The organism is Rhodococcus sp. OS5 (assembly GCF_056837585.1).
On sequence record NZ_CM166368.1, the window covers coordinates 2,955,904 to 2,978,794 of the forward strand.

Annotated in this window: 24 protein-coding genes and 6 tRNA genes; 18 read left to right on the plus strand and 12 right to left on the minus strand. The window is 62.5% G+C overall.

Annotated elements, in window-relative coordinates; translation table 11 throughout:
- Positions 1–13 precede the first annotated feature (13 nt).
- Positions 14–1,210: an MFS transporter gene (locus tag ACVZUB_RS13950; RefSeq protein ID WP_007732911.1), complete on the minus strand. Its 1,197-nt coding sequence runs from the start codon at positions 1,208–1,210 to the stop codon at positions 14–16.
- Between the two features lie 116 nt (positions 1,211–1,326).
- On the opposite strand from ACVZUB_RS13950, the gene ACVZUB_RS13955 reads away from it, so the two are divergent.
- Complete coding sequence (locus tag ACVZUB_RS13955) at positions 1,327–2,712, plus strand: GH1 family beta-glucosidase (RefSeq protein WP_482628490.1); 1,386 nt, start codon at positions 1,327–1,329, stop codon at positions 2,710–2,712.
- A gap of 174 nt (positions 2,713–2,886) precedes the next feature.
- The gene (locus tag ACVZUB_RS13960; protein WP_003942597.1) at positions 2,887–3,363 is read left to right on the plus strand and encodes an alpha-isopropylmalate synthase regulatory domain-containing protein; all 477 of its coding nucleotides are present in this window, start codon (positions 2,887–2,889) and stop codon (positions 3,361–3,363) included.
- 145 nt (positions 3,364–3,508) lie between these two features.
- Here the strand turns inward: ACVZUB_RS13960 and ACVZUB_RS13965 are convergent.
- From ACVZUB_RS13965 to ACVZUB_RS13985, 5 genes are all read right to left on the minus strand, one after another.
- Positions 3,509–3,583: transfer RNA gene (locus ACVZUB_RS13965), tRNA-Val, on the minus strand.
- A 16-nt stretch (positions 3,584–3,599) separates the two neighbouring features.
- Positions 3,600–3,675: transfer RNA gene (locus ACVZUB_RS13970), tRNA-Gly, on the minus strand.
- Positions 3,676–3,767: 92 nt separating this feature from the next.
- Positions 3,768–3,842 (minus strand) — tRNA-Val (locus ACVZUB_RS13975).
- A gap of 1 nt (position 3,843) precedes the next feature.
- A tRNA-Cys gene (locus tag ACVZUB_RS13980) sits at positions 3,844–3,914 on the minus strand.
- A 25-nt stretch (positions 3,915–3,939) separates the two neighbouring features.
- Positions 3,940–4,012: transfer RNA gene (locus tag ACVZUB_RS13985), tRNA-Gly, on the minus strand.
- Positions 4,013–4,307: 295 nt separating this feature from the next.
- On the opposite strand from ACVZUB_RS13985, the gene ACVZUB_RS13990 reads away from it, so the two are divergent.
- From ACVZUB_RS13990 to pdxS, 9 genes are all read left to right on the plus strand, one after another.
- Positions 4,308–4,379: transfer RNA gene (locus ACVZUB_RS13990), tRNA-Val, on the plus strand.
- A gap of 213 nt (positions 4,380–4,592) precedes the next feature.
- Complete coding sequence (locus ACVZUB_RS13995) at positions 4,593–5,003, plus strand: TIGR02611 family protein (protein WP_085989954.1); 411 nt, start codon at positions 4,593–4,595, stop codon at positions 5,001–5,003.
- A gap of 133 nt (positions 5,004–5,136) precedes the next feature.
- A complete protein-coding gene (gene thrS, locus ACVZUB_RS14000) occupies positions 5,137–7,194 on the plus strand; it encodes a threonine--tRNA ligase (RefSeq protein WP_007732914.1) in 2,058 nt (685 codons plus the stop codon).
- Positions 7,191–7,745: an ATP adenylyltransferase gene (locus tag ACVZUB_RS14005; protein WP_003943307.1), complete on the plus strand. Its 555-nt coding sequence runs from the start codon at positions 7,191–7,193 to the stop codon at positions 7,743–7,745. The genes thrS and ACVZUB_RS14005 overlap by 4 nt, the downstream gene beginning before the upstream one ends.
- An 81-nt stretch (positions 7,746–7,826) precedes the next feature.
- On the plus strand, positions 7,827–8,504 hold the full coding sequence (gene pgsA / locus ACVZUB_RS14010; protein ID WP_037130749.1) for a phosphatidylinositol phosphate synthase: 678 nt from the start codon (positions 7,827–7,829) through the stop codon (positions 8,502–8,504).
- A complete protein-coding gene (locus ACVZUB_RS14015; protein ID WP_042919909.1) occupies positions 8,501–9,403 on the plus strand; it encodes a phosphatidylinositol mannoside acyltransferase in 903 nt (300 codons plus the stop codon). The genes pgsA and ACVZUB_RS14015 overlap by 4 nt, the downstream gene beginning before the upstream one ends.
- On the plus strand, positions 9,400–10,527 hold the full coding sequence (locus tag ACVZUB_RS14020; RefSeq protein WP_063316452.1) for a glycosyltransferase family 4 protein: 1,128 nt from the start codon (positions 9,400–9,402) through the stop codon (positions 10,525–10,527). The genes ACVZUB_RS14015 and ACVZUB_RS14020 overlap by 4 nt, the downstream gene beginning before the upstream one ends.
- Positions 10,524–11,546 (plus strand): NUDIX hydrolase, encoded by a 1,023-nt coding sequence (locus ACVZUB_RS14025; RefSeq protein WP_047269324.1) that lies wholly within the window; start codon positions 10,524–10,526, stop codon positions 11,544–11,546. The genes ACVZUB_RS14020 and ACVZUB_RS14025 overlap by 4 nt, the downstream gene beginning before the upstream one ends.
- Before the next feature lie 171 nt (positions 11,547–11,717).
- Positions 11,718–12,626, plus strand: coding sequence for a pyridoxal 5'-phosphate synthase lyase subunit PdxS (pdxS, locus tag ACVZUB_RS14030; RefSeq protein WP_003943338.1), 909 nt, complete (start codon positions 11,718–11,720; stop codon positions 12,624–12,626).
- A 101-nt stretch (positions 12,627–12,727) separates the two neighbouring features.
- Here pdxS and ACVZUB_RS14035 read toward each other — a convergent pair whose 3' ends face one another.
- Positions 12,728–13,204 carry a RidA family protein gene (locus tag ACVZUB_RS14035; protein ID WP_047269323.1) on the minus strand — a complete coding sequence of 159 codons (477 nt, stop codon included), beginning with the start codon at positions 13,202–13,204 and terminating at the stop codon, positions 12,728–12,730.
- A 163-nt stretch (positions 13,205–13,367) separates the two neighbouring features.
- Here ACVZUB_RS14035 and ACVZUB_RS14040 point away from each other — a divergent pair, with 163 nt between their 5' ends.
- The 3 genes from ACVZUB_RS14040 to ACVZUB_RS14050 all read left to right on the plus strand — a co-directional run bounded on the left by ACVZUB_RS14040 (position 13,368) and on the right by ACVZUB_RS14050 (position 16,365).
- Entirely contained in the window at positions 13,368–13,790 is a 423-nt protein-coding gene (locus ACVZUB_RS14040) for an NUDIX domain-containing protein (RefSeq protein ID WP_482628491.1), read from the plus strand.
- 128 nt (positions 13,791–13,918) lie between these two features.
- Positions 13,919–15,430, plus strand: a complete 1,512-nt coding sequence (locus tag ACVZUB_RS14045) for an HNH endonuclease signature motif containing protein (protein ID WP_482628492.1) — start codon at positions 13,919–13,921, stop codon at positions 15,428–15,430.
- A gap of 113 nt (positions 15,431–15,543) precedes the next feature.
- Entirely contained in the window at positions 15,544–16,365 is an 822-nt protein-coding gene (locus ACVZUB_RS14050; protein ID WP_003943337.1) for an acyl-CoA thioesterase, read from the plus strand.
- A gap of 35 nt (positions 16,366–16,400) precedes the next feature.
- Here ACVZUB_RS14050 and ACVZUB_RS14055 read toward each other — a convergent pair whose 3' ends face one another.
- Positions 16,401–17,024, minus strand: a complete 624-nt coding sequence (locus ACVZUB_RS14055) for a nucleoside/nucleotide kinase family protein (RefSeq protein WP_003943324.1) — start codon at positions 17,022–17,024, stop codon at positions 16,401–16,403.
- Between the two features lie 79 nt (positions 17,025–17,103).
- Here ACVZUB_RS14055 and tesB point away from each other — a divergent pair, with 79 nt between their 5' ends.
- On the plus strand, positions 17,104–17,973 hold the full coding sequence (tesB, locus tag ACVZUB_RS14060; protein ID WP_007732935.1) for an acyl-CoA thioesterase II: 870 nt from the start codon (positions 17,104–17,106) through the stop codon (positions 17,971–17,973).
- Positions 17,973–18,578 (plus strand): pyridoxal 5'-phosphate synthase glutaminase subunit PdxT, encoded by a 606-nt coding sequence (pdxT, locus tag ACVZUB_RS14065; protein WP_047269319.1) that lies wholly within the window; start codon positions 17,973–17,975, stop codon positions 18,576–18,578. The genes tesB and pdxT overlap by 1 nt, the downstream gene beginning before the upstream one ends.
- 25 nt (positions 18,579–18,603) lie before the next feature.
- Here the strand turns inward: pdxT and ACVZUB_RS14070 are convergent, their stop codons facing one another.
- Both ACVZUB_RS14070 and ACVZUB_RS14075 read right to left on the minus strand, forming a co-directional pair.
- Positions 18,604–19,281, minus strand: coding sequence for a response regulator (locus tag ACVZUB_RS14070; protein WP_054782270.1), 678 nt, complete (start codon positions 19,279–19,281; stop codon positions 18,604–18,606).
- Positions 19,236–20,450, minus strand: coding sequence for a sensor histidine kinase (locus ACVZUB_RS14075; protein WP_223304454.1), 1,215 nt, complete (start codon positions 20,448–20,450; stop codon positions 19,236–19,238). The genes ACVZUB_RS14070 and ACVZUB_RS14075 overlap by 46 nt, the downstream gene beginning before the upstream one ends.
- A gap of 111 nt (positions 20,451–20,561) precedes the next feature.
- On the opposite strand from ACVZUB_RS14075, the gene ACVZUB_RS14080 reads away from it, so the two are divergent.
- The gene (locus tag ACVZUB_RS14080; RefSeq protein WP_003943331.1) at positions 20,562–20,762 is read left to right on the plus strand and encodes a hypothetical protein; all 201 of its coding nucleotides are present in this window, start codon (positions 20,562–20,564) and stop codon (positions 20,760–20,762) included.
- 1 nt (position 20,763) lies between these two features.
- Positions 20,764–21,465 carry a GAP family protein gene (locus ACVZUB_RS14085; RefSeq protein WP_482628493.1) on the plus strand — a complete coding sequence of 234 codons (702 nt, stop codon included), beginning with the start codon at positions 20,764–20,766 and terminating at the stop codon, positions 21,463–21,465.
- A 30-nt stretch (positions 21,466–21,495) separates the two neighbouring features.
- Here ACVZUB_RS14085 and ACVZUB_RS14090 read toward each other — a convergent pair whose 3' ends face one another.
- Positions 21,496–22,416, minus strand: a complete 921-nt coding sequence (locus tag ACVZUB_RS14090; RefSeq protein ID WP_312639346.1) for a hypothetical protein — start codon at positions 22,414–22,416, stop codon at positions 21,496–21,498.
- Positions 22,413–22,769 carry a GntR family transcriptional regulator gene (locus ACVZUB_RS14095; protein ID WP_047269313.1) on the minus strand — a complete coding sequence of 119 codons (357 nt, stop codon included), beginning with the start codon at positions 22,767–22,769 and terminating at the stop codon, positions 22,413–22,415. The genes ACVZUB_RS14090 and ACVZUB_RS14095 overlap by 4 nt, the downstream gene beginning before the upstream one ends.
- Positions 22,770–22,891 lie beyond the last annotated feature (122 nt).

Below are 22,891 nucleotides of genomic sequence, written 5' to 3' on the forward strand. Positions count from 1 at the left end.
TCGGGCGCAATGCTCAAGCGGCGTTCTCGGCGACCGGAGTTGTGGCTCGTTTCGGTGCGAACGCGGGAGCAAGAACTATCAAGATCGCGCAGAACGCCAGCGGAATCAGGAACCCGATTCGAAGGTCACTGAAGGCAGCGACCGCGCCGACGATGCCGCCGCCGACGACTGTGCCGACGTAGTTGAAGAGGTTGATGCGTGCGATCACCGCATCGACCTGATCCGGGGGAGCCATCCTGCCGGCAGCGCTGAAGCAGATCGGAGCGATCACCGGTACCCCGAGCCCGACGATGAGGAACCCGGCGATGGCAACGGCGGGAGATTGCGCGAGGACGACAACTGTCATACCGACTACGCCGATGAGAGAGCCGATCCGCACGACGGTGGTCTCACCGAATTTCCCGACCCAGTAGTCCCCGGTCAGTCGTGCGACAAGTGCTGCGATCTGATACGCCGCCACGGAAAGGGCAGCGGTCCCGGCGTCGGCGAGCAGTTCGTCTTTGACGTACAGAGTCGACCAGTTTCCGACGCTGAAGTCGACCGCGTAGAACAATGCCATCGCGACGCCGAGGAGGACGAAGGCGCGGGTGGGTACCGCGAATTTTGCGGTGCTCGTGATGTTTGCCTCGGCAACCGGAGACTCGGACCGATCGAGCAGTTGCGGGCCGAAGGCCAGAAGCATCAGTCCGACAACAACTCCCGCGATCACCTGCGTGACGCGGATCGAAATGTCGAGGCCTGCGGTAGCAGAGATGAACAGGGCGCCGACAATCGCTCCGACGCTCCAGGAAGCATGGAACGAGGAGAGGATGAAGCGGCCCTTGGCGTGTTGGATCGAGACTGCCTGCATGTTGGCGGCCGCGTCGACCATGCCGAGTCCGATGCCGTAGATCGCCAGGAAGACGAAGAACATCGCTGCGTTGGGCGCAATTCCGGTTGCCCCGCCGAAGACTGCGATGACGGCGAGCCCAGTTCGCAGGGTCATCTTGCTCGACGTTCTCACGGCCAGCATCTCGGCGAGCACGCTGCCGAGCCCGGCGATGACGGACACGGTGACAACCGCAACCACAACCAGTGTCTCGCTCAGCTCGAACAAGTCCTTGTACTGCGGCAGCTGCGTCAGAATGGCGGCGAGCAGAAATCCTTGAAGTCCGAAGGCCACCGAAGTGGCGATCCGAGCCCTCGTCAGGGTGCGGGTGTTATCCGTCATCAAGCAGGGCCTTTGTCTCGTTCGTTCGGTTAGGCCGAACGGTACTGGATCTTGATACTGGTCGAGTGTCCAACAAAGCTGCGTGTTTTGCACGGTTCTTTGATTAACTGACCGACATGACTCGGCAGCCGACACCAGAATTTCCGACTTCCTTCGTCTGGGGAACCGCCACTGCGGCCTATCAAATCGAAGGAGGTGTGGCCGAAGACGGTCGCGGACCGTCGATCTGGGACGAGTTCTGTGACCGTCCCGGTGTTGTCGTCGGGGGCGACACCGGGACGGTCGCTGCCGATCATTATCACCGCTGGGAGTCGGACATCGAGCTGATGAATCAGCTCGGGCTCGACGCTTATCGGCTGTCTCTGTCGTGGTCGCGCATTCTGCCCACCGGATCGGGGGCAGTGAATGCCAAGGGGCTCGACTTCTACGACCGCCTGATCGACCGACTGTGTTCGGCGGGAATTACTGCCGCTGTCACGCTCTTTCACTGGGATCTGCCCCTTGCCTTGCAGGAGCAGGGCGGCTGGATGAACCGCGACACCTCGTATCGGCTGGGGGAGTATGCGCAGGTCGTCGGCGAGCGGCTGTCGGATCGGGTCGGAATGTGGATGCCGCTCAACGAACCAGTTGTGCACACGCTTTACGGGCATGCCCTCGGAGTTCACGCCCCCGGACTGGCCTTGGGGTTCGAGGCTTTCCAAGCCGCACATCACCAGCTGCTCGGGCATGGCCTCGCTGTCGAAGCGCTTCGGGCAACCGGATGCACGAACATCGGAATCGCCTCGAACCATGCTCCGGTGCGTGCCGCTTCGGATTCGCCGGAAGACGTGATGGCTGCCGACATCTACGACCACGTCGTCAATTGGATGTTCGCCGACCCGGTTCTGGTCGGGAAGTACCCGGCCGACGAATTCGCTCAGCTGCTCAGCGGTCCTGTCGACGAGGACTTGAAAATCATCGGGGCGCCGCTCGACTGGTACGGGATCAACTACTACGAGCCGACGATGATTGCTGCTCCGGTGGAAGGCCAGGGGACCGAAGGTGTGCTCGAAGTCGACCTGCCCCCGGGCCTGCCCTTTGCCCCTGTCGCGATTACCGGTTATCCCACAACCGATTTCGGTTGGCCGATCGTTCCCGAGGGGCTGGGCGAGATCTTGCGGACGTTCCACGCCCGCTTCGGTGACGCACTGCCGCCGATCTACATCACCGAAAGCGGATGTTCATTCCACGACGCCCCGGATGCCGCAGGCGTCGTCGACGACGAAGCACGAATCGACTACCACGATGCGCACCTTCGCGCCCTCCGATCGGCAATGGACGACGGTGTCGACGTCCGCGGTTATTTTGTGTGGTCATTTCTCGACAACTTCGAATGGGCTGCGGGATACAAAGAGCGATTCGGCCTGGTGCACGTCGATTTCGACACCCAGAAGCGCACTCCGAAGACCTCGTTCGAGTGGTATCGCGCCCTCATCGCCGAGCACAAAGCGGCTCAGGTCTGACCTGTGCGGAGGCGGTCTGGGTTGCATTCTCGAACCGGGCCGCCTAGCCTCGTCTCTCATGAAGCGAATTCTCGTAGTAAGCCGCCGTAGCGGGGTCTGAATCGGACCGACCCCTCGCTGCGGGTCGTCTTGCTACCAGTTGGTCCTCCACTTCATTCCAGGAAGACCACGATCATGACTTACAACTTCGCTTTCGCTTCTGATTCTTCTTCTGCTGCTGATCCCTTCGCGGCGCGTCACGGCAAATCTCTGCCCGCCGGCTTGCGTGCCGAATGCTCAGCGATGTCGTGGACCGAGTTCGAGTCCACGTATGCGGCCATGAGCGGCCCGATCCGTCTGGGTGCGTGGTCCTCCGAGAAGATTGCGCCGGGTCGTTGGACCTTCGAAGCGACTCTCGGTCTGGGGGAGCGTATCCAGAAAGCGTCCGCCACCTCGACCGGCGCGATCTCGGCCATGACGTCGATGCTGCACGACGCGGGAATCTCGCTCGAGATCCTGTCTTTCCATCAGCACCAGATCGGCCACCGCACTGCGACGTTCATCTTCACCGAGTGCGACGGCCGTCGGAGCTGGGCGATGGGTATTGCGGAGTCGTCGACGGAGTCCTCGCTGCGCGCGATGACTTCGGCAGCGAACCGCTTCTCTCACTGAGCAGTTACAACAATCTGATCAGCTACATCAACCGCAGTACTGACGTGGATTCCCGAGGGGCTTGCGTCAGTACTGCGGCCCGTGTGTTCGGCGCTCGAACGCAAAAAGCCGGAACCCTGAGGTTCCGGCTTCTTGCATTCTCAAATGGTGCGCGATACTGGGATTGAACCAGTGACCTCTTCCGTGTCAGGGAAGCGCTCTCCCGCTGAGCTAATCGCGCGGGTTCTGGAGAAAAATGGAGCGGACGACGGGATTCGAACCCGCGACCCCAACCTTGGCAAGGTTGTGCGCTACCAGCTGCGCCACGTCCGCATGAGCAATGAACTCCGTTACCGGAACTCAGTACTTTTCTAACTTATCAGACCTGCAAGCAGGTCTTGACCATCAGGCCCTGGGGCCTGACGTGGTGCGCGATACTGGGATTGAACCAGTGACCTCTTCCGTGTCAGGGAAGCGCTCTCCCGCTGAGCTAATCGCGCGAGGTGGAGACGGGAATCGAACCCGTGTGCACGGCTTTGCAGGCCGTTGCCTCACCACTCGGCCACTCCACCGTAAAAGGTTGAGTCACACCTCTCGAGCGGACGACGGGATTCGAACCCGCGACCCCAACCTTGGCAAGGTTGTGCGCTACCAGCTGCGCCACGTCCGCATCGCACCGTGTTGCTTGGGGAGCTGCTCGCTCTCCTCGGTGCGTTGGAAACATTAGCCGACCGTGTCGGATACACACAAATCCCCAGCTCAGTGGCGTGTTCGGAGTCGAATCGGCCCGTCGCGCGCGTTGCAACTGTCCGTCTTGGCGATGAATACGGTCTGAAATCAGTTCGAAATTCGTAGATTTCGGAGCGGCCTGGATGCAAAACGAATGCCAACCTGGTGATTCGTATTCATCGCGCAGCCGTGTTAATGTTCCAACTCGTTCGAGCGCATGCGTTCGTATGACTTACGGTCCCGTGGCTCAGTGGGAGAGCGTCCGCTTCACACGCGGAAGGTCGCTGGTTCGATCCCAGCCGGGACCACAGAAAAACACTGAAGGCGTTCCCGATCATCGGGGACGCCTTCAGTCGTTCGAGAGCACAGCTGTTCGAGGGCACGGTTATTTCGGGATGCAGACCGTCGTCGCAGGTCGCCGGGCGACGATTTCGGTAGCCTGGTCGAAGAGACATTTCGCGACCGAAAAGGTGACTGCTTTGAGTACCGAAAAGGTCGATTCTTCCGTCGACGATTCAGACCTGTCCGTCTTCCAGGACGCAGAGTCCCGCTGGGAGCGGTGGCGCGCGGGAATCGCCGCGCGGCCCACCCTCAATCTTGCGTACCGCATCGGCGTCGGAGTCGTGGGCACGATCGTGTTCGCCGCCGGCATCGTGGCTATTCCGTACCCCGGGCCCGGTTGGCTCATCGTTTTCGCCGGCCTCGGCATCCTGGCGTCGGAGTTCGCGTGGGCACATCGACTCCTTCATTTCGCGAAGGCTCGATACGACCGGTTCATGGAATGGTTCGGCAAGCAGTCGCTGTTCGTCAAAGGGTTGGGCGTTCTGTTCACCACAGTGATCGTCTTGGCGACTTTGTGGGTGCTCGGCACTTTCGGCCTGATCGGGACATGGGTGGGCCTGGACTACTCGTGGCTCGAGTCGCCGCTGTGAGTTGAACGCGGCCCGGTTTCCTTCACTCGGTTGTCTCACCATGTCGGTAGGGCCGATAACATGATCGTGCGCGTGCTCGCAGTGGGTACGACGCCTGTCTAACTTGTCGCAATACCTTTAGGAGCACATCGCCGTGACCAGTCCCGCGCCAGAGCACTCAGCCGCCCCACTTCGGGTGCCCGCGGGGACGACCGCCGGGACTGCAGTGCGCGAAGCCGGATACCCCACGAAGGGGCCCGACGTGATCGTCGTTGTCCGCGATGGCGAGGGAACGCTCAAGGATCTGTCGTGGACACCTGAGGTCGATGTCGACGTCGAGCCGGTGGCAGCATCCACCGAGGACGGCCGCAGCGTCATCCGGCACTCCGCGGCCCACGTCCTCGCGCAGGCGGTTCAGAAAGAATTCCCCGACGCGAAGCTCGGCATCGGTCCGCCGATCAAGGACGGCTTCTACTACGACTTCGCGGTGGACCGCCCGTTCACTCCGGAGGATCTGGCCAAGCTCGAAAAGCGTATGAAGCAGATCATCAAGGGATCACAGCGCTTTTCGCGTCGAGTGGTCGATTCGATCGAGGACGCTCGGGTCGAGTTGGCCGACGAGCCCTTCAAGCTCGAATTGATCGACGACAAGTCCGGTATCGACGATCCCGAGATCATGGAGGTGGGCGGCAACGAGCTGACCATCTACGACAATCTCGATCCTCGTACCGGCGACAAGATCTGGTCCGATCTGTGCCGCGGCCCGCACATTCCGACCACCAAGCACATCCCGGCCTTCAAGTTGACCCGAAGCTCCGCCGCCTACTGGCGTGGCAACCAGGACAACGCCGATCTTCAGCGTGTCTACGGCACCGCGTGGGAGTCCACTGAGGCTCAGGACGAATACCTCGAACTGCTCGCCGAGGCCGAGCGTCGTGATCACCGCAAGCTCGGTACCGAACTGGACCTCTTCAGCTTCCCCGACGAGCTCGGTTCGGGTCTGCCGGTGTTTCATCCCAAGGGCGGCATCATCCGCACCGAGATGGAGAACTACTCGCGCAGCCGTCACATCGAGGCGGGCTACGAGTTCGTCAACACTCCGCACATCACCAAGGGGCATCTGTACGAGGTTTCCGGTCACCTCGACTGGTACCGCGACGGCATGTTCCCGGCGATGCACGTCGACGAGGAACTGAACGAGGACGGCACCGTGCGCAAGCCGGGCCAGGACTACTACCTCAAGCCGATGAACTGCCCGATGCACAACCTGATCTTCCGTGCTCGCGGACGCTCGTACCGTGAATTGCCGTTGCGGCTCTTCGAATTCGGCTCGGTCTACCGCTACGAGAAGTCCGGCGTCATCCACGGCCTGACCCGCGTGCGCGGCATGACCCAGGACGACGCTCACATCTACTGCACCCGTGAGCAGATGCGCGACGAGCTGACCACCACCCTGCAGTTCGTTCTGAACCTGCTCAAGGACTACGGCCTCGACGACTTCTACCTCGAGCTGTCCACCAAAAACCCGGACAAGTTCGTCGGTAGCGACGACGTCTGGGAAGAGGCGACCGCAACGCTCGCCGAGGTCGGCGAAGCTTCCGGCCTGACTCTGGTGCCGGATCCGGGCGGAGCCGCGTTCTACGGTCCCAAGATCTCCGTTCAGGTCAAGGACGCACTCGGCCGCACCTGGCAGATGTCGACCATCCAGCTCGACTTCAACCTGCCCGAGCGGTTCGAGCTCGAATACACCGGCAACGACGGCGTCAAGACTCGTCCGGTCATGATCCACCGCGCGCTGTTCGGCTCGATCGAGCGGTTCTTCGGTGTCCTGACCGAGCACTACGCGGGCGCGTTCCCGGCGTGGCTGGCGCCGGTGCAGGTCGTCGGAATCCCGGTGGCCGAGGCGTTCGCCGATCACCTGTTCGACGTCACGAAGAAGCTCAAGGCAGCCGGTGTTCGCGCCGAGGTCGACTTCAGTGACGACCGTATGCAGAAGAAGATCCGTAACCACACCACGCAAAAGGTCCCGTTCATGCTCCTCGCGGGCGAGCGTGACGTGGAGGCCGGCGCGGTCAGCTTCCGTTTCCGTGACGGCACGCAGATCAACGGCATTCCCGTCGACGACGCCGTCCGGATCATCACCGAGTGGATCGGCCGCCGCGAGAACGCCTCGCCGACAGCCGAACTGGTGCAGCCAAGCGTGGCGCAGTGAGCGCCCCCGGTGACGACGGTCCGGGTTCGCTGATCGACCACGGCGTCGGTGACCCTGACCATTTGCAGCGCATTTGGTCGCCGCATCGGATGTCGTACATCACCGAGGCGCCCAACACCCCGGGCACGACAGGTGAACCGTTCATCGACATTCCGAAGATGTCGGACGAAGAAGGACTGATCGTTGCCCGCGGTGAGCATGTCTATGCGGTTCTGAACCTGTATCCGTACAACCCGGGGCACCTGATGGTGGTTCCGTACCGCAAGGTCGCGGCACTCGAAGACCTGACGCCGGAGGAGAGCGCCGAGTTGATGGCGTTCACCCAGCAGGCGTTGCGGGTGATCAAGAGCGTGTCGAATCCTCACGGATTCAACGTCGGCCTGAATCTCGGTGCCGCTGCGGGCGGTTCGCTGTCCGAGCACCTTCACCAACACGTAGTGCCACGTTGGGGCGGCGACGCCAACTTCATCACCGTGCTCGGTGGGGTAAAGGTGATGCCGCAATTGCTGCGGGAGACCAGGGGACTACTCGCCGGTGCCTGGCAACAATAGGTTGACGCATCCGGCTTCATGGCAGGATGCATTGCTGCAACGAGTTCCGAACCGGAACTCACGACGGGGAGGGTTCCTGCGGTGTTGAGCTTCTTCGGGCGCGCATCGGTGTCCAAGGTGACGGCACCTATGGGGAAGGCGCTGGTCAAGACCGGTCTGACGCCGGACTCGGTGACGGTGATCGGCACGGTGGCAAGCGTCGCCGGTGCGGTGACGCTGTTTCCGTCCGGACATCTGTTCTGGGGAACCATGTTCATCTGGTTCTTCGTCATGTTCGACATGCTCGACGGCGCAATGGCTCGTGCTCGCGGCGGCGGAACGCGGTACGGGGCGGTACTGGACGCGACCTGCGACCGCGTCGCCGACGGCGCGATTTTTGCCGGCCTGGCCTGGTGGGCGGTCTACCACGAGAACAGCAAGTGGCTGCTCGTCGCGACGCTCATCTGCCTCGTCACCTCGCAGGTCATCTCGTACGCGAAGGCGCGCGCGGAGGCGAGCGGGCTGACTGCGGACGGCGGGTGGATCGAGCGCCCGGACCGATTGATCATCGTGTTGGTCGGATCCGGCCTGACGGGTATGGGTCTTCCGTGGGCAATCCACATCGCGATGTGGGTACTTGCCGCCGGAAGCATCGTGACGGTCTTCCAGCGAGTGCTCGCGGTGCGCAATTCCCCTGGCGCCCGGGAACTTCTGCCGATCGCCCCGGCCGCATCGACGGTCGAAGGTGCGCCGAACACGGACGGCGAGGCAGAGAAATGAGCTTTGCCGAGCGTGCAACCGACCTGGGATACGCCGCGGGTTGGCGTCTGGTGCGAAGCCTGCCGGAATCGGTGGCGGTCAAGCTGTTCGACGCCGGAGCGGATTTCGCGGTACGCAAGGGCGGACCCGAACAACTCAGGAAGAACCTCGCGAGAGTTCTGGGCACGACGCCGGAGGAAGTTCCGGATCAGTTGATCAAGGATTCTATGCGCTCGTACGCCCGGTACTGGCGTGAGGCATTCCGTCTACCGTCGATGGACCTGGTCGCGACAGGTAAGGCGTTGCATGCGCTGGTCGAGGGCCAGGAACATCTGGAAAAAGCAATGGCAGCAGGTCATGGCGCGGTATTGGCGCTGCCCCACAGCGGTAATTGGGACATGGCCGGCGTGTGGTGTGTTCAGCAATGGGGTGGGTTGACCTCCGTTGCCGAACGGCTCAAGCCCGAATCCCTGTACGAACGGTTTGTCGAATACCGCGAGAGTCTCGGTTTCGAGATCTTTCCGCTCAGCGGCGGGGAGCATCCTCCGTTCGTCGAACTGTCCAAGCATCTGCGCGAGAACAAGATCGTGTGCTTGCTGGGGGAGCGCGATCTGGCGAAGAAGGGTGTGCCCGTCACCTTCTTCGGAGAACCCACTCGCATGCCCGCCGGCCCGGCGAAGCTCGCGATCGATACCGGCGCGCCGCTACTTCCGGTCCACTGCTGGTTCACTCCCGACGGTTGGGGTTTCAAGATCGACCCGCCGATCGACGTATCCGGCGGAGTCGGCCCGGCCACGCAAGCACTTGCCGACCGTTTCGCGGTCAACATCGCAGCGCACCCCGCTGACTGGCACATGCTTCAACCGCTGTGGCGCTCGGACCTTTCCGAATCGCGGCTCGCCCGCATGGAGGGTGAATGAAAATCGGCATGATCTGCCCGTACTCCTTCGACGTCCCCGGCGGCGTCCAGGCGCACGTGGTGGATCTGGCCGAGGTGCTGATCGAACGTGGTCACAAAGTGAGTGTGCTTGCGCCGTCGTCCGATGACGACGAGTTGCCGGATTTTGTGGTTTCCGCAGGTAAAGCCGTCGCGATTCCCTACAACGGTTCTGTTGCGCGGTTGTCTTTCGGCCCGACGGCGAACAACCGCCTCCGCAAGTTCATCGCGGAAGGTGACTTCGACGTTCTACATATCCACGAACCCAATGCGCCGAGTCTGTCCATGCTCGCGTTGCGCATCGCGGAAGGCCCGATCGTCGCCACCTTCCACACGTCGACCACGAAGTCGTTGGTGCTGAGCACGTTTCAGGGTGTCTTGGCTCCGTATCTCGAGAAGATCAGCGGCCGGATCGCAGTCTCTGAGTTGGCGCGTCGTTGGCAGGTCGAGTCTCTCGGATCCGACGCGGTCGAGATCCCCAACGGCGTCGATGTCGCAGCGTTTGCCGAGGCCGATCTGTTGCCCGGCTACCCGCGCGAAGGTGGAACCATTCTGTTCCTCGGTCGCTACGACGAACCGCGCAAGGGGATGGCCGTCCTCCTCGGTGCGCTGCCGGAGTTGGTCGAGCGTCACCCGGATCTCGAAGTGATCGTGGTCGGACGCGGCGACGAGGAGAAACTCCGCAAAGAGGCGGGTAAGTACTTCAAGCATCTCCGCCTGCTCGGGCAGGTCAGTGACGAGGAGAAAGCGTCGGCGCTTCGCAGTGCGGACGTCTACTGCGCGCCCAATCTCGGCGGTGAGAGCTTCGGGATCGTGCTGGTCGAGGCCATGGCGGCCGGTACCGCCGTCGTCGCGAGTGAGTTGGACGCCTTCCGTCGTGTTCTTCGCGACGGCCAGGCCGGCTTGCTGGTCCCCATCGGGAACTCCGATGCCCTGGCCGAGGCAATCGATTCCGTTCTCGGTGACCCGGATCGACGACGCGCGCTGGTCAACACCGCGACAAGTGTTGTTGCCGAATACGACTGGCCGGTGGTGGCCGAACAGATCCTGCGTGTCTACGAGACCGTCACGGTTGGCGGCGCCGGCGTACGCGTGGTGGGTTCATGACCTTCTCCGCTCTGACGATCTTCATTCTCGGGCTTGTCGCTGCCGTCGTCCTGGTCGTCGGACTGTGGGCGTACGGGACGGCGAACCGACTCGATCGACTGCATGTGCGTTCGGATCAGTCGTGGTTGGCGCTCGATGCGGCTCTGTCCCGTCGTGCCGCGGTTGTCCGCGCGGCGGCGGTGGACATGAACGCCGACGACGCGCGCAGATTCGTCACCTTGGCGGACGCCGCCGAACGTGCGGATCGTCAGGATCGCGAGCTTGCCGAGAACCGGCTGTCCAATGCTCTCGCTGCCTACGGCACGACGTCGCTGCGACCTCAACTGGTGGCCGAGTTGGCCGATGCCGAGGCGAGGGTCCTGATCGCTCGGCGGTTCCACAACGACGCGGTGCGCGACACTCTCGCGTTGCGTACGCGTCGACTTGTTCGCTGGCTGCACCTCGGGGGAACGGCACCGCTACCTCAGTACTTCGAGATATCGGAGCGCACGACCGCGGCGGCGGTGCCCGAGGGCATCACCGTGGATACGTCACGGACCTCTGCCCGCGTGGTGATGCTGGACGAGGACGATCGGGTGCTGCTGTTGCGCGGCCACGATCCCAAGATCCCGAACACTTACTTCTGGTTCACCGTCGGCGGCGGGCTCGAACGGGGCGAACACCTGCGGGCGGCTGCCGTTCGTGAGATCGAGGAGGAGACCGGATTCGTCGTGGCTCCGGAGAATCTGCGAGGTCCACTCTGGCGTCGTGTGGCGATTTTCCCGTTCGACGGTGAGCTGATCCGTTCGGAAGAGCTGTTCTTCGCTACGCGCACTCACGGCTTCGAGCCGGTCTTCCAAGGCCACACGGAATTGGAGCAGCGTGCCATCACCGGCCATCGCTGGTGCAGCGCCGACGAGATCCGCCAATTGGCCAAGTCCGGTGAGCCGGTCTACCCGTTGGATCTGGCAAACCTCCTGGTGGAAGCGGCGACGATCGCGGACGGTACCGAGGATCCGGAAGTGCGTTCCATCCGCTGATCTTTCGGTCGTTCAGTGCTCGCGGGCAGTCTAAGGCCAGCAATGGCAAATTGGATACGGAATCGAAGGCCGGTTAGTCCTAGAGTTCTGGCCAGAGGCCTCCGAGCGAATGAACTCGTGTGTTCGCCGTGCCTCGTTTCTTTTGTCACGCCACTACTGCAGGAGTTTGCTGTGAGCACCCCCGACTCTGCCCCCACCACCGCCATCGGCACCGCCCGCGTCAAGCGCGGCATGGCTGAAATGCTCAAGGGCGGTGTGATCATGGACGTGGTCACCGCTGAGCAGGCCAAGATCGCCGAAGACGCAGGCGCCGTCGCCGTCATGGCACTCGAGCGGGTCCCCGCAGACATTCGCGCACAGGGCGGCGTCTCGCGCATGAGCGACCCGGACATGATCGACAGCATCATCTCCACCGTCAGCATCCCCGTCATGGCCAAGGCACGCATCGGTCACTTCGTCGAAGCGCAGATCCTGCAGAGCCTCGGCGTCGACTACATCGACGAGTCCGAGGTCCTGACCCCGGCCGACTACGCCAACCACATCGACAAGTGGAAGTTCACCGCTCCCTTCGTCTGTGGCGCCACCAACCTCGGCGAAGCGCTCCGTCGCATCAACGAAGGCGCGGCCATGATCCGCTCGAAGGGTGAAGCAGGCACCGGAGACGTCTCCAACGCCACCACCCATATGCGCACCATCCGCGGCGAGATCCGCCGGTTGACCTCGCTGAGCGAGGACGAACTGTACGTAGCCGCCAAGGAACTGCAGGCCCCGTACGAACTGGTCGTCGAGGTCGCCAAGGCCGGCAAGCTGCCGGTCACCATGTTCACCGCGGGCGGCATCGCCACCCCGGCAGACGCTGCCATGATGATGCAGCTCGGCGCCGAGGGCGTGTTCGTCGGATCGGGCATCTTCAAGTCCGGCAACCCGAAGCAGCGCGCCGAGGCCATCGTCAAGGCCACCACGTTCTACGACGACCCGGACGTGCTCGCCAAGGTCTCGCGCGGACTCGGCGAGGCAATGGTCGGTATCAACGTCGACGACCTGCCCGTCGGACACCGCCTCGCAGAGCGCGGTTGGTGACAGCAGGTTCGACGACCGGGCTCAGTGCCTGAAAGTCCTCACAGACGAAGGGGCGGCGGTTGCGTTGGCAACCGCCGCCCCTTCGGGGTGTGGCAGACCGATCAGATGCTGTCCGATACCTCGAACACGAACTCGACCTCGACGGCACTGTTTCGGGGTAGTTCGGCGACGCCGATCGCGGAGCGTGCGTGTTGTCCTGCCGTGCCGAAGATCTCGGCCAGCAGGTCGGAGGCGCCGTTGATCACCTGGGGTTGCTGCGAGAATCCGGATCCGGAAGCAACAAATCCAACAACCTTGACGACGCGAACGATGCGATCGAGCCCGACCAAGGCATCGACGGCCGCGAGTCCGTTGAGTGTGCACAACCGCGCCGCCTGGGCGGCGTCTTCGACGGAGACACCTTCGCCCAACTTGCCGATGCACGTCGTAGTGCCGTCGACGAGCGGCAATTGTCCCGACGTGTAGACGTATGCCCCCGTCTGAACAGCGGGGAGGTAGGAGCCTGCCGGGGTAGCGACCGGCGGGAGGGTCAGGTCGAGTGCTGCGAGTCGTGCGGTCCAGGTACTAGCGTCGTTCATCGAGTTCCTCAATGGATTCTTTTGTCTGGGAATGATGCTCGAGTCTGTCATCGGGAGTCTCGGCAAGTCCAAGTCGTATTTGCGCCCACCCCATCACTTTTGGTGATATTCGCCGTCGTCGGATTCAAAATGGTGTTCGAGTTGGCTACCTAAACTGTGTCGTATGTCGTCAATTCGTAACATCTCACTGGGGATACCTGTCCGTTCCGGTCACATACTCATACTCGACGGCACGGACTCTGTCACGGGGGAGAACTTTCATCGATTGATCGGTGGCGGTATCGAGTTCGGTGAGACGGCCGAGGCAGCGCTGCGGCGCGAGTTCGCGGAGGAACTCGGCGTCCCGTTGGGAAGCGTCGAGTTGCTCGAGGTCGTAGAGAACATCTTCGAGTTCGAGGGGCGACCTGGGCATGAGATTGTCCATGTCTTTGGAGTCGACTCGGCTGACATCGATGCGTTTCCGCTCGACGTGCAACTCCGAGTCCTAGACGAAGGTAGTCCAGTCCACTGGGTATTGAGTGGTGGGTCCGACCGCCCTATCTACCCGGCCGAAGCTGCCCGCATTATCAACGCCCTGGTTCAGTAGGGGAATCCGTTGCCGGAACACGAGTGGCCGCAAAGGTTGCTCCGCAACAATTTTCGGTCAATCAGGATTGTTCGGACTGATTCCTGGAAATCATGGATATCGAACGTATATTCGAATAATGTTGAGGAATGTTCGATGATGGAGTAGGAAGTTCGGGTACCGCAGCGCAGCTGTCCGGTGCTGAATCCGACTGCGCCCTCATCGATCTCATCGCCGATCTGCATGCGCGCGAATCGATGCTCGTGGAACGGAAACTGGCTGCCATTGCCGAGTTTTTCGAGCGTCGCAGCGCTGACCACACTGATAACGGTGCTTGGTCGTCTACCGCTCACGAACTGGCTGAGGCCGAGCTCGGCGCGGCATTGACCATGGGCCGTGCCGCAGCGGGAAAGTTGATCGGTCTCGGCTTTTCTCTCAAGACTCGCCTCCATCGCACGCGTGCCGCCATGGCGCGCGGAGAACTGGATTTGTATCGAGTCGGATTGATCGACTCCGCTACGGCCAACGTAGCCGACGATTTGATCGACGAGGTGGAACGGCAACTCCTCGAAAAGATTTCAGCACCACCGATACATGGCGGTACCGGCATGACGGGCCGCCGATTGACGGCGGCCATCGACCGTATCGTCGCCGTGGTGGATCCGGAGGGGATGCGCGAGCGTCGACGCCGCGCCCTCGCTGACCGGTTCGTGGGTGTGAGCGCTGCCGAAGACGGAATGGCGCGGATATTGGGGAGTATTCCGGCGGAGGAAGCACGGGCTTTCGACCGTCGGTTGCGGGAGTTGGCAATGTCGGTGTGTCGACACGATTCCCGTAAGTACGAGCAACGACGAGCTGACGCATTGGGAGCGTTGGTATCCGGGTCGACGATTCTGCCGTGCGATTGCGGCCGGGACGAGTGCCCACAAGATCGAAGCGGGATTGTGGTGGTGCGTCGGCCGTTGGTTCACGTGGTCATGCTGGAATCAACGCTTCAGGGCGGTGACGCACCAGGTGCAGACGAACCCGCTCACCTCGACGGTTATGGAGTGATCAGTGCAGAGCATGCACGTGACATCGCCGCGGGTGCGCTGATTCGGAATGTGAAGGTACCAGCCGACGCCGCGCTCGAGGCTGCCGGTATGGGCGAGCCAGTACCTTCGCCCGTCGTTCCTTCTGCGTTCGTGTACCGCCCGGGCGCTGTCCTCGACACCTGGGTGCGGGTGATCGCAGGAAGCTGCCAGTGGTTGCACTGCGATGTCGCTGCGTGGAATTCAGATCTCGATCACACTGAACCCTTTGATCATCGCGATCCCACTCGTGGTGGAAAGACCGTGGCCTCGAACTTGAGTGCCTATTGTCGAAATCATCACCGCCTCAAGCACTCCGGTCAGTGGGTGCACACCTCGAACCCGGACCGCAGCGTCATGCTGACCTCGCCGACCGGACATTGCTACCGAACGAGGCCGTCAGGTCTGCTGGCGGGAATGCTCGAGCCTGTACTGCCCGAGGGTGGTCGGCGTCGGCGCACACGTCTGGAAAACAAAGCCGCTCGTGTGCGGGGTGAACGCCGGCGGCAGCGGTTACGAATGCACCTCCGAATGAAGAAGAAGGCCCGGAGGAGGACCTTCGACGGCGGAGGCGATCCACCCCCATTCTGAGTAGGGCGGCATGCAACTCCATGATTTTGTATGCCCACTTTGGTGGCCGGGGGTGCGTCAGGCATTGTGTGAAGGTCGGTAGACGTCGGTACACGGGAAGATGTGGAGCATCGATGGCGAGGATCGAAGAAATTCTGGAGTTGGAACGCCTCGAGCGGGACATCTTTCGAGGAATCATCGCGGAGACCACCCTGACCCGCACTTTCGGCGGCCAGGTCGCCGGACAGGCATTGGTGTCGGCGGTACGCACGGTCGATCCGGCCTACTCGGTTCATTCGTTGCACGGATATTTCCTGCGTCCGGGAAATCCGATGGAGCCGACGGTTTTTCTGGTTGATCGTGTTCGGGACGGTCGATCGTTCGCGACCCGCTTGGTCACCGGAATTCAAGACGGGCAAGCCATTTTCACGATGTCGGCGTCCTTCCACGTCCAAGACGAAGGCATCGAGCACCAGGACGAGATGCCACCCGTTCCTGACCCCGAGACCTTGGCCATCGCCCAGGATTCGGAGGATCCCGAGACTGCGTGGTTGGCCCGTGAGTGGTCCGATTGGGACCTTCGAATGGTGCCGAAGGCCGACATCGACAAACGTCCGGGCGCTGCCGCGCAGCAGCAAGTGTGGTTCCGTTCCCGCGAGGCACTCCCGGACGACCCGGTATTTCACGTGTGCACGCTTGCCTACATGAGCGACATGACGCTGCTCGGATCTTCTCGCGGCCCCCACATGGACGTCGCCATGCAAAGCGCTTCGCTCGATCACGCCATGTGGTTCCTGCGGCCGTTCCGCGCCGACGAGTGGCTGTTGTACGACCAGACGTCGCCGTCAGCGGGCTTCGGTCGCGCCCTGACGCAGGGACGAATCTTCGACAGCCGAGGAAATATGGTTGCTGCAGTCGTCCAGGAGGGTCTGACCAGGCTGTATCGCCCGAAGTGAGGTCGGCCGACGTGAGATCAATCGCAGTGAGACCTTCACTGGCGAGACCGCACCGCAGGCCGGGCCGGATGGTCGTATCTGACCTCGAAATCGACCTCCTCGGACACTTCTGATCGGTGTTCGAGGAGTGCCTCGACGGTCCACAGATCTGCCTCCGGTGTGTGCCGCCGCATGGCAGGTTCGCTCATGTCCAGGCGGACGCTGACGTCGAACTCCAGCCCGCGCCCGAGCAACATCGGACCGGCGATCACGATGACCGCGCGCTCATGGACGGGGATACGGGTCGACCGAGCCGATCGATCGGTGGGTTCGTCCCAGAGTTTCGGCAAGAACGCCCGTTTTGTGCGGGCTGCGGTGATCACTTCACGATCGAGTGCCGGATAGTCGAACCAGATAGTACGGTAACTCAGCGCATCCTCGTGGCCGAACTCGTATCGCAGCGAAGCCGGCCGCACGTAGTCGTGCAGTGACACAACAGCACTCGGCCTGTTGCGCGACTCGACGGCGGTGCCGACCAGTTCCGCGAGCCGAGACGGCTGTGCACAATCAGGTCCGTCGATCGCTACTACCGCCACCGACGGAAACGATCCGCTCAGCGTTGCAATCTGCTCGGCCAAGGCGAGGGGACTGGACGGGATGAATGTACTCACGCCCACCATGGTGCCGTGCCCGCTCGCCGAGGCGATATTGTGAACCGTCATCGCGCCCAGTGCGGCGGTCTATGTTTTCGGAGGACTCATGGTTGGTATCGAGGAGATCCTCGCGCTCGAACACCTGGAGAAGGACATCTTCCGTGGGGCGGTCCATCCCACCGCACTTCAACGGACGTTCGGCGGGCAGGTTGCCGGGCAGTCGTTGGTTTCTGCCGTGAGCACCGTTGACGAGAGCTACCACGTGCACTCGTTGCACGGATATTTCCTGCGCCCGGGCAATCCGAAGATTCCGACGGTCTACCTGGTGGACCGCATCCGCGACGGGCGCTCGTTCTGCACCCGCCGGGTGAATGCAGTTCAGGACGGCAAGACGATCTTCACGATGTCGGCCTCGTTCCACGTCGACGACGAAGGTATCGAGCACCAGGACCGGATGCCCTCCGTTCCGGCGCCGGAGGACTTGCCGGATGCGCAGACCGTTCCGAAGTTGGCTGAATCGCAGTTCTATCAGGAGTGGAAGAACTGGGACATCAGAATTGTGCCCGCTGAGCAGAGCGCGTCAGCGCCGGATCTCGCCGCGCAACAACGCGTGTGGATGCGCTACCGCGAGGCTCTGCCGGATCGTCCGCTGCTGCACATCTGCACGCTTGCGTATCTCAGTGACATGACCCTGCTCGGAACTTCGAAAGTCCCGCACCGCGGCGTGAAGACGCAGACTGCTTCGCTCGATCACGCGATGTGGTTCCTGCGTCCGTTCCGGGCCGACGAGTGGTTGCTCTACGACCAGACGTCGCCGTCGGCAGGTTTTGGTCGCGCGCTCACCCAGGGGCGTATCTACGATCGCGATGGCAACATGGTGGCAGCGGTGGTTCAGGAGGGTTTGACGCGTCTCGAACGCGAACCCGACAGCCATGAGAGCAAGAACAGCCGTGAGAACAAGACAGGAACTGTGTGATGACGCGTCCGTTGATCGGTGTACTCGCCCTCCAAGGTGATGTTCGCGAACACCTTGCCGCACTCGATGATTCGGGAGCGGATGCGGTGGGTATCCGGCGCCCGGAGGAACTCGACAAGGTCGATGGCATCGTGATCCCCGGTGGCGAATCCACCACGATGAGCCGGCTTCTGCAGGTGTTCGAACTGTTGGATCCGCTTCGTGAGCGTCTTCGCGGGGGGCTGCCGGCCTACGGTTCGTGTGCCGGCATGATTCTGCTGGCGAGCGAGGTACTCGACACCCGGCCGGACGCCGAACATCTCGGCGCCATCGACATGACGGTGCGCCGCAACGCTTTCGGCAGACAGGTCGATTCTTTCGAGTCCGACCTGGAGTTCGAGGGCATCATCGGAGATCCCATCCGCGCCGTCTTCATCCGCGCGCCGTGGGTGGAGCGAGTTGGACCGGGCGTAGAGGTTCTTGCGCAGGTTCCCGCCGCCGCGGGGGAGGCCGCGGGCCGGATCGTCGCGGTTCGGCAGGGCTCGGTGATCGCCACTTCTTTCCATCCCGAGGTTACCGGGGACCGTCGAGTGCACGAGATGTTCGTCGATCTGGTTCGCGGATAACTGGAGTAGTCAGCCTCGGCCGAACCTACAGCTCCAGTTCGCAGGCAAGGATCGCCGCCTGGACGCGTGAGGTGAGGTGCAACTTCGACAGAACTCGCGACACGTGCGACTTCACCGTCGGAGCACCGACACCGAGTTCACGCGACAGTTCGGCATTGGACAGTCCCGTCCCCAACAGCGCGAGCACCTCGCGTTCACGATCGGTGAGCTCGCTCAATCCCAGCGGTTCGGTGGGTTTGGGTGCACGCTGAACGAACTCGCCGATCAGTGCACGCGCCGCGCGAGGAGCGAGCACTGCATCTCCGGCCGCGACGTTGCGGATAGCGCTGGTCAGCTCGTCCGCGGTCGCAGTCTTGAGCAGGAATCCCGAAGCACCGGCGCGCAGGGCCGCGAAGACGTATTCGTCGAGGTCGAAGGTGGTCAACACCAGAACCCGGCTGCGGGTCGTCCCGATGATCTGACGCGTCGCCTCGATGCCGTCGGTGCCTGGCATCCGGACGTCCATGAGTACGACGTCGGGTTGATGCGTGCGGGTGACGGTGATCGCCGACGCTCCGTCACCGGCTTCTGCAACGACATCGATGTCGTCGTGCTGCCGCAGGATCATCGCGAGTCCGGACCGGATCGCGGCGTGGTCGTCGACCAGGGCGACGGTGATCACTGATCCGTTCCGTTCGGCGCGGGGACCGGTAGCTGTGCGCATACCGTCCATTCTCCGTCGACCGGAAGTGCGTCGAGTGAACCGCCCAGCAGTTCGGCGCGGTGACGCATGTTTGCAAGTCCGTGCGTTCCCGCCCGAAAACTGGATGTGTCGCGACCGACGGGGTTTCGGATCTCGATCTGTAATGCATTGTGCTGGAGAGAGATCGACATCGAGATCGGTGCACCAGGCGCATGCTTGAGCGCATTGGTCAACGCCTCCTGGGTGATCCGGTACGCCGTGTGATCGACCACGCTCGGCAGGTCGGCAGTATCGATGTCGATCGCAACGTGCACGGCGGCGCCGGCTGCCCGAACTGCGTCCAGGACGACGGGCAACTCGGTCAGCCGCGGGGGAGAGGAACGCGGGTCCGGGGTCTCGTCGTCCCCGGCGTGGAGCAGTTCGATCATCGACCGCATCTCGGAAAGGCCCGCGAGACTGCTCGATCTGATCGCTCCGATCATCTCCCTCAATCCGTCGTCGGGTTGGCCCCGTTCACCGGAGAGAGCTGAGGTGGACAGTGCCGCCTCCGAATGGATTGCGATGGCGGAGAGGTGGCTTGCGATGACGTCGTGCAGATCGCGCGCCATGGTTGCTCGTTCGTGAGCGACCGCGGCCTCGCGGTCCAGAGCGGCGAGTGCTTCGTGGACTCTGGAACGCTCGCGTTCGGCCTCGGTCAGTTCGACTTGTCGACGGATGACCAGTGCCCACCACACCGGCGTACCGAAGAACAGAGCGGTCACGACGCCTGCCCCAGCCGCAGCGCGGACGTCCTGGGCGGACAGGTAGACGAGGGCTGTGAGCGCGGCAACCGTCACCGCGGTCAGAGAACAGACCACTCGGCCCAACCGCGCCGTCCCGTACAGAACTGCGGCGTAGGTGAGATCCGAGAGGACCAGCCACATCGGCAGAGTCGGGCCAAGGGCGGCGTCGACCGCGACGATGACGGCCCCCGCCGCCAAGGCCGTTGCCGGACGCACCCGCCGGAACGAGTCGATCGCACACAGCAGAGCCAGCATCCCGATCCGAACCCCGGCGGGAACGTCGGCGACACCTCCGACATCGGTCCACATTTGGTACAGGCCGACCAGGTAGAGGAGTACCCCGATCGCGAACAGGCCGAAGGCGATGAGCGGATCGTTCCACTTGCCGACACTCCGACTTCTGGTCACCACAGACTTATCAGAGCACATCGGGGCGCCTGACTTGTCATACCAAATGATGAGGTCGGCGTTGTTCCGATGGCTGATGTGCGGATTCGAGAGAGAAGACAGGCTCGACGTATGAAAATTCGCTTCGAGTTGATGATCGGCATTCTCTTGGTCGTCGGTGGCGGCTGTCTGTGGCTGTTCGCGCGTGACGCCGAGTTCTTCTGGTTTCGCGGCGGACCACTCGGCGTGATCCTCGCGATCATCGGTGCCTTCGACATCGTGAATGCAGTCCGAACGAGGGAGACAGCGATACCCGAGCGCCGAAACGACTGACGTGGAACTCGTCCTGCTCACCACGCTGGGCGGGCTCGCCCTGCTGGACAGTACGAGCATCGGAACATTGGTCGTCCCGGTCTGGATGTTGTTGATGCCGGGACGACCGCAGGTTCGCAGGCTGCTGACGTATCTGGTGGTCATCACGACGTTCTATTTTGTTGTCGGGGTGGCAGTCTGGACGACGGCACGGGCAGGTATGCCTGTCGTCGCCCCGCTGCTCGAAACCCCCGCCGCCCGCGGTGCGCAGTTGATACTCGGTATCGCGTTGTTCGCGTGGAGCTTTCGATTCGATTCCGAGAAGAGGCGCACATCCGGTCAGGCCGATCGAACCCATGTTTGGCGAGAGCGGGTGCTCGGCTCGGGCAGTTCCGCGAGAAGTGTTGTACTTCTGGCAATTGCTGCCGGGACCGCCGAGTTGGTGACGATGCTGCCCTACTTGGCGGCGATCGCGATGATCACCGCTGCTGGGCTGCCCGCAGTCGCGTCTGCGTCGATACTTGCCGGATACTGCCTGATCATGGCCATGCCCGCAGTGCTTCTGTTGTGCGGGCGGGTCGTGGCCGGCAACCGCCTCGACAAGCCGCTGCGCCGAGTGGACTCGCTGATGTCTCGCTACGGCGACAGCGCAATGGGTTGGGTATTCGGCATTGCCGGTTTCTACCTCGCCGGCAATGCCGCTGCCGTGTTGTTCGTGAGTTGACGTTGTTCGTGAATTGACGTTGTTCGTGAATCAACCAGCCTGAACCAACGAATTGATCAGCTTCACACCGTCTTCCGGGTGATCGACGGTTACGGCGAACAGTCGTCCGCTCTCGAGAGTGACCACGATGGCCTCACCCGAGCGGAGAGTGACGGCTGTTCCGCGCGGTGTCATTCGGTAACCCCATCCGCCCCATTCGGCTGGACGTATCGCGTCGACTGATGCGGACTTCACCTTCGAGATGGGGATCTTCTTCCATCGAACGCCCCAGGAACTGATGCCGACACCGTGACGGTCGACGCGCACGGTGATCGACGCGAATGCTGTGACGGCGAGTGTGGACACACCCAGGATCACGGCAACCCACCAATCCGAGTACGCGGCAGTCGCGATCACGAGAACTACGAGGCCGGCGGTAACGATCCACGGCCAGACGCTGCGGACCTGCCCGACCCACACTGCACGTTCGGAGGCCGTCAGCGGAGTGTCGAGCGTCGGGGTCGGCAGTGGCGACTCCGGGCCGCTTCGTTGCTGGTCAGGCAGCGCGTATGCCAGAACTCCTACGAGTACCGCCGCGATCGGCGCAAGAATCCACCAGCCGATACGCGCGGCTTCCGGCGACCCGGCGTCGATCGTCAGGGCGACGCTCAGAATCCAGATCGTCGCCAGTGTCGCACTCGCGATCGAGGTTACGGCGAGAAACAAGGGCGCGTTGTCGCTCGAACGGGCCGCGACGACACAGGCGCAAACGACAGCCACCAGAGAAATCACCAGCGCGATGGCGAAAAACGTCGTCGTGGTGCTGAACCCGTCCGGGGTCGATCCGGACCAATGGCTCGCGACGGTTTCGGGCAGGCGTTCATCCCACGCGAAGCGCGCGAGAACCAGGATCAGGGTCGGGATCAACGTCAGTGAAGCTGCTGTCCAGAGTCGGATCTTGCTGGTCGTCATTGTGTGCTGGTCTCCTTGATGAGGTCGAGCATGTGCGCGGTGTCGAGTCCGAGATTTCGGGCCTGCCGCACGAACTCGCGCGCAGATTCGTTGAGAGCTGTTCTTCCCGAGTCGAACTCGGCGCGAATAACGGCGCCACGTCCGCGTCGGAGGTCGATCAGGCCTTCGTCGCGGAGTGTTGCGTACGCCCGAAGAACCGTGTGGAGATTGACGTCGATCGAGTCGGCGAGAGCGCGAGCGGACGGCAGACGGTCACCGGGACCGATCTCACCGCGGATGACCGAGCCACGAACCCCGGCCGCAATCTGCTCCGCGAGTGGAGTTGTGGAGGCGTGATCTATTCGCACCAACATGTTTGCATTCTATGCAAACAATGCGTGGTTTGACTAATTCGTGTCGGGGGATGCAGCGAGTTGTGACGTGGGACGGGTAACATCGGCAGAGCTGAAAGACGCGCATTCGGCGTGCGCAACGC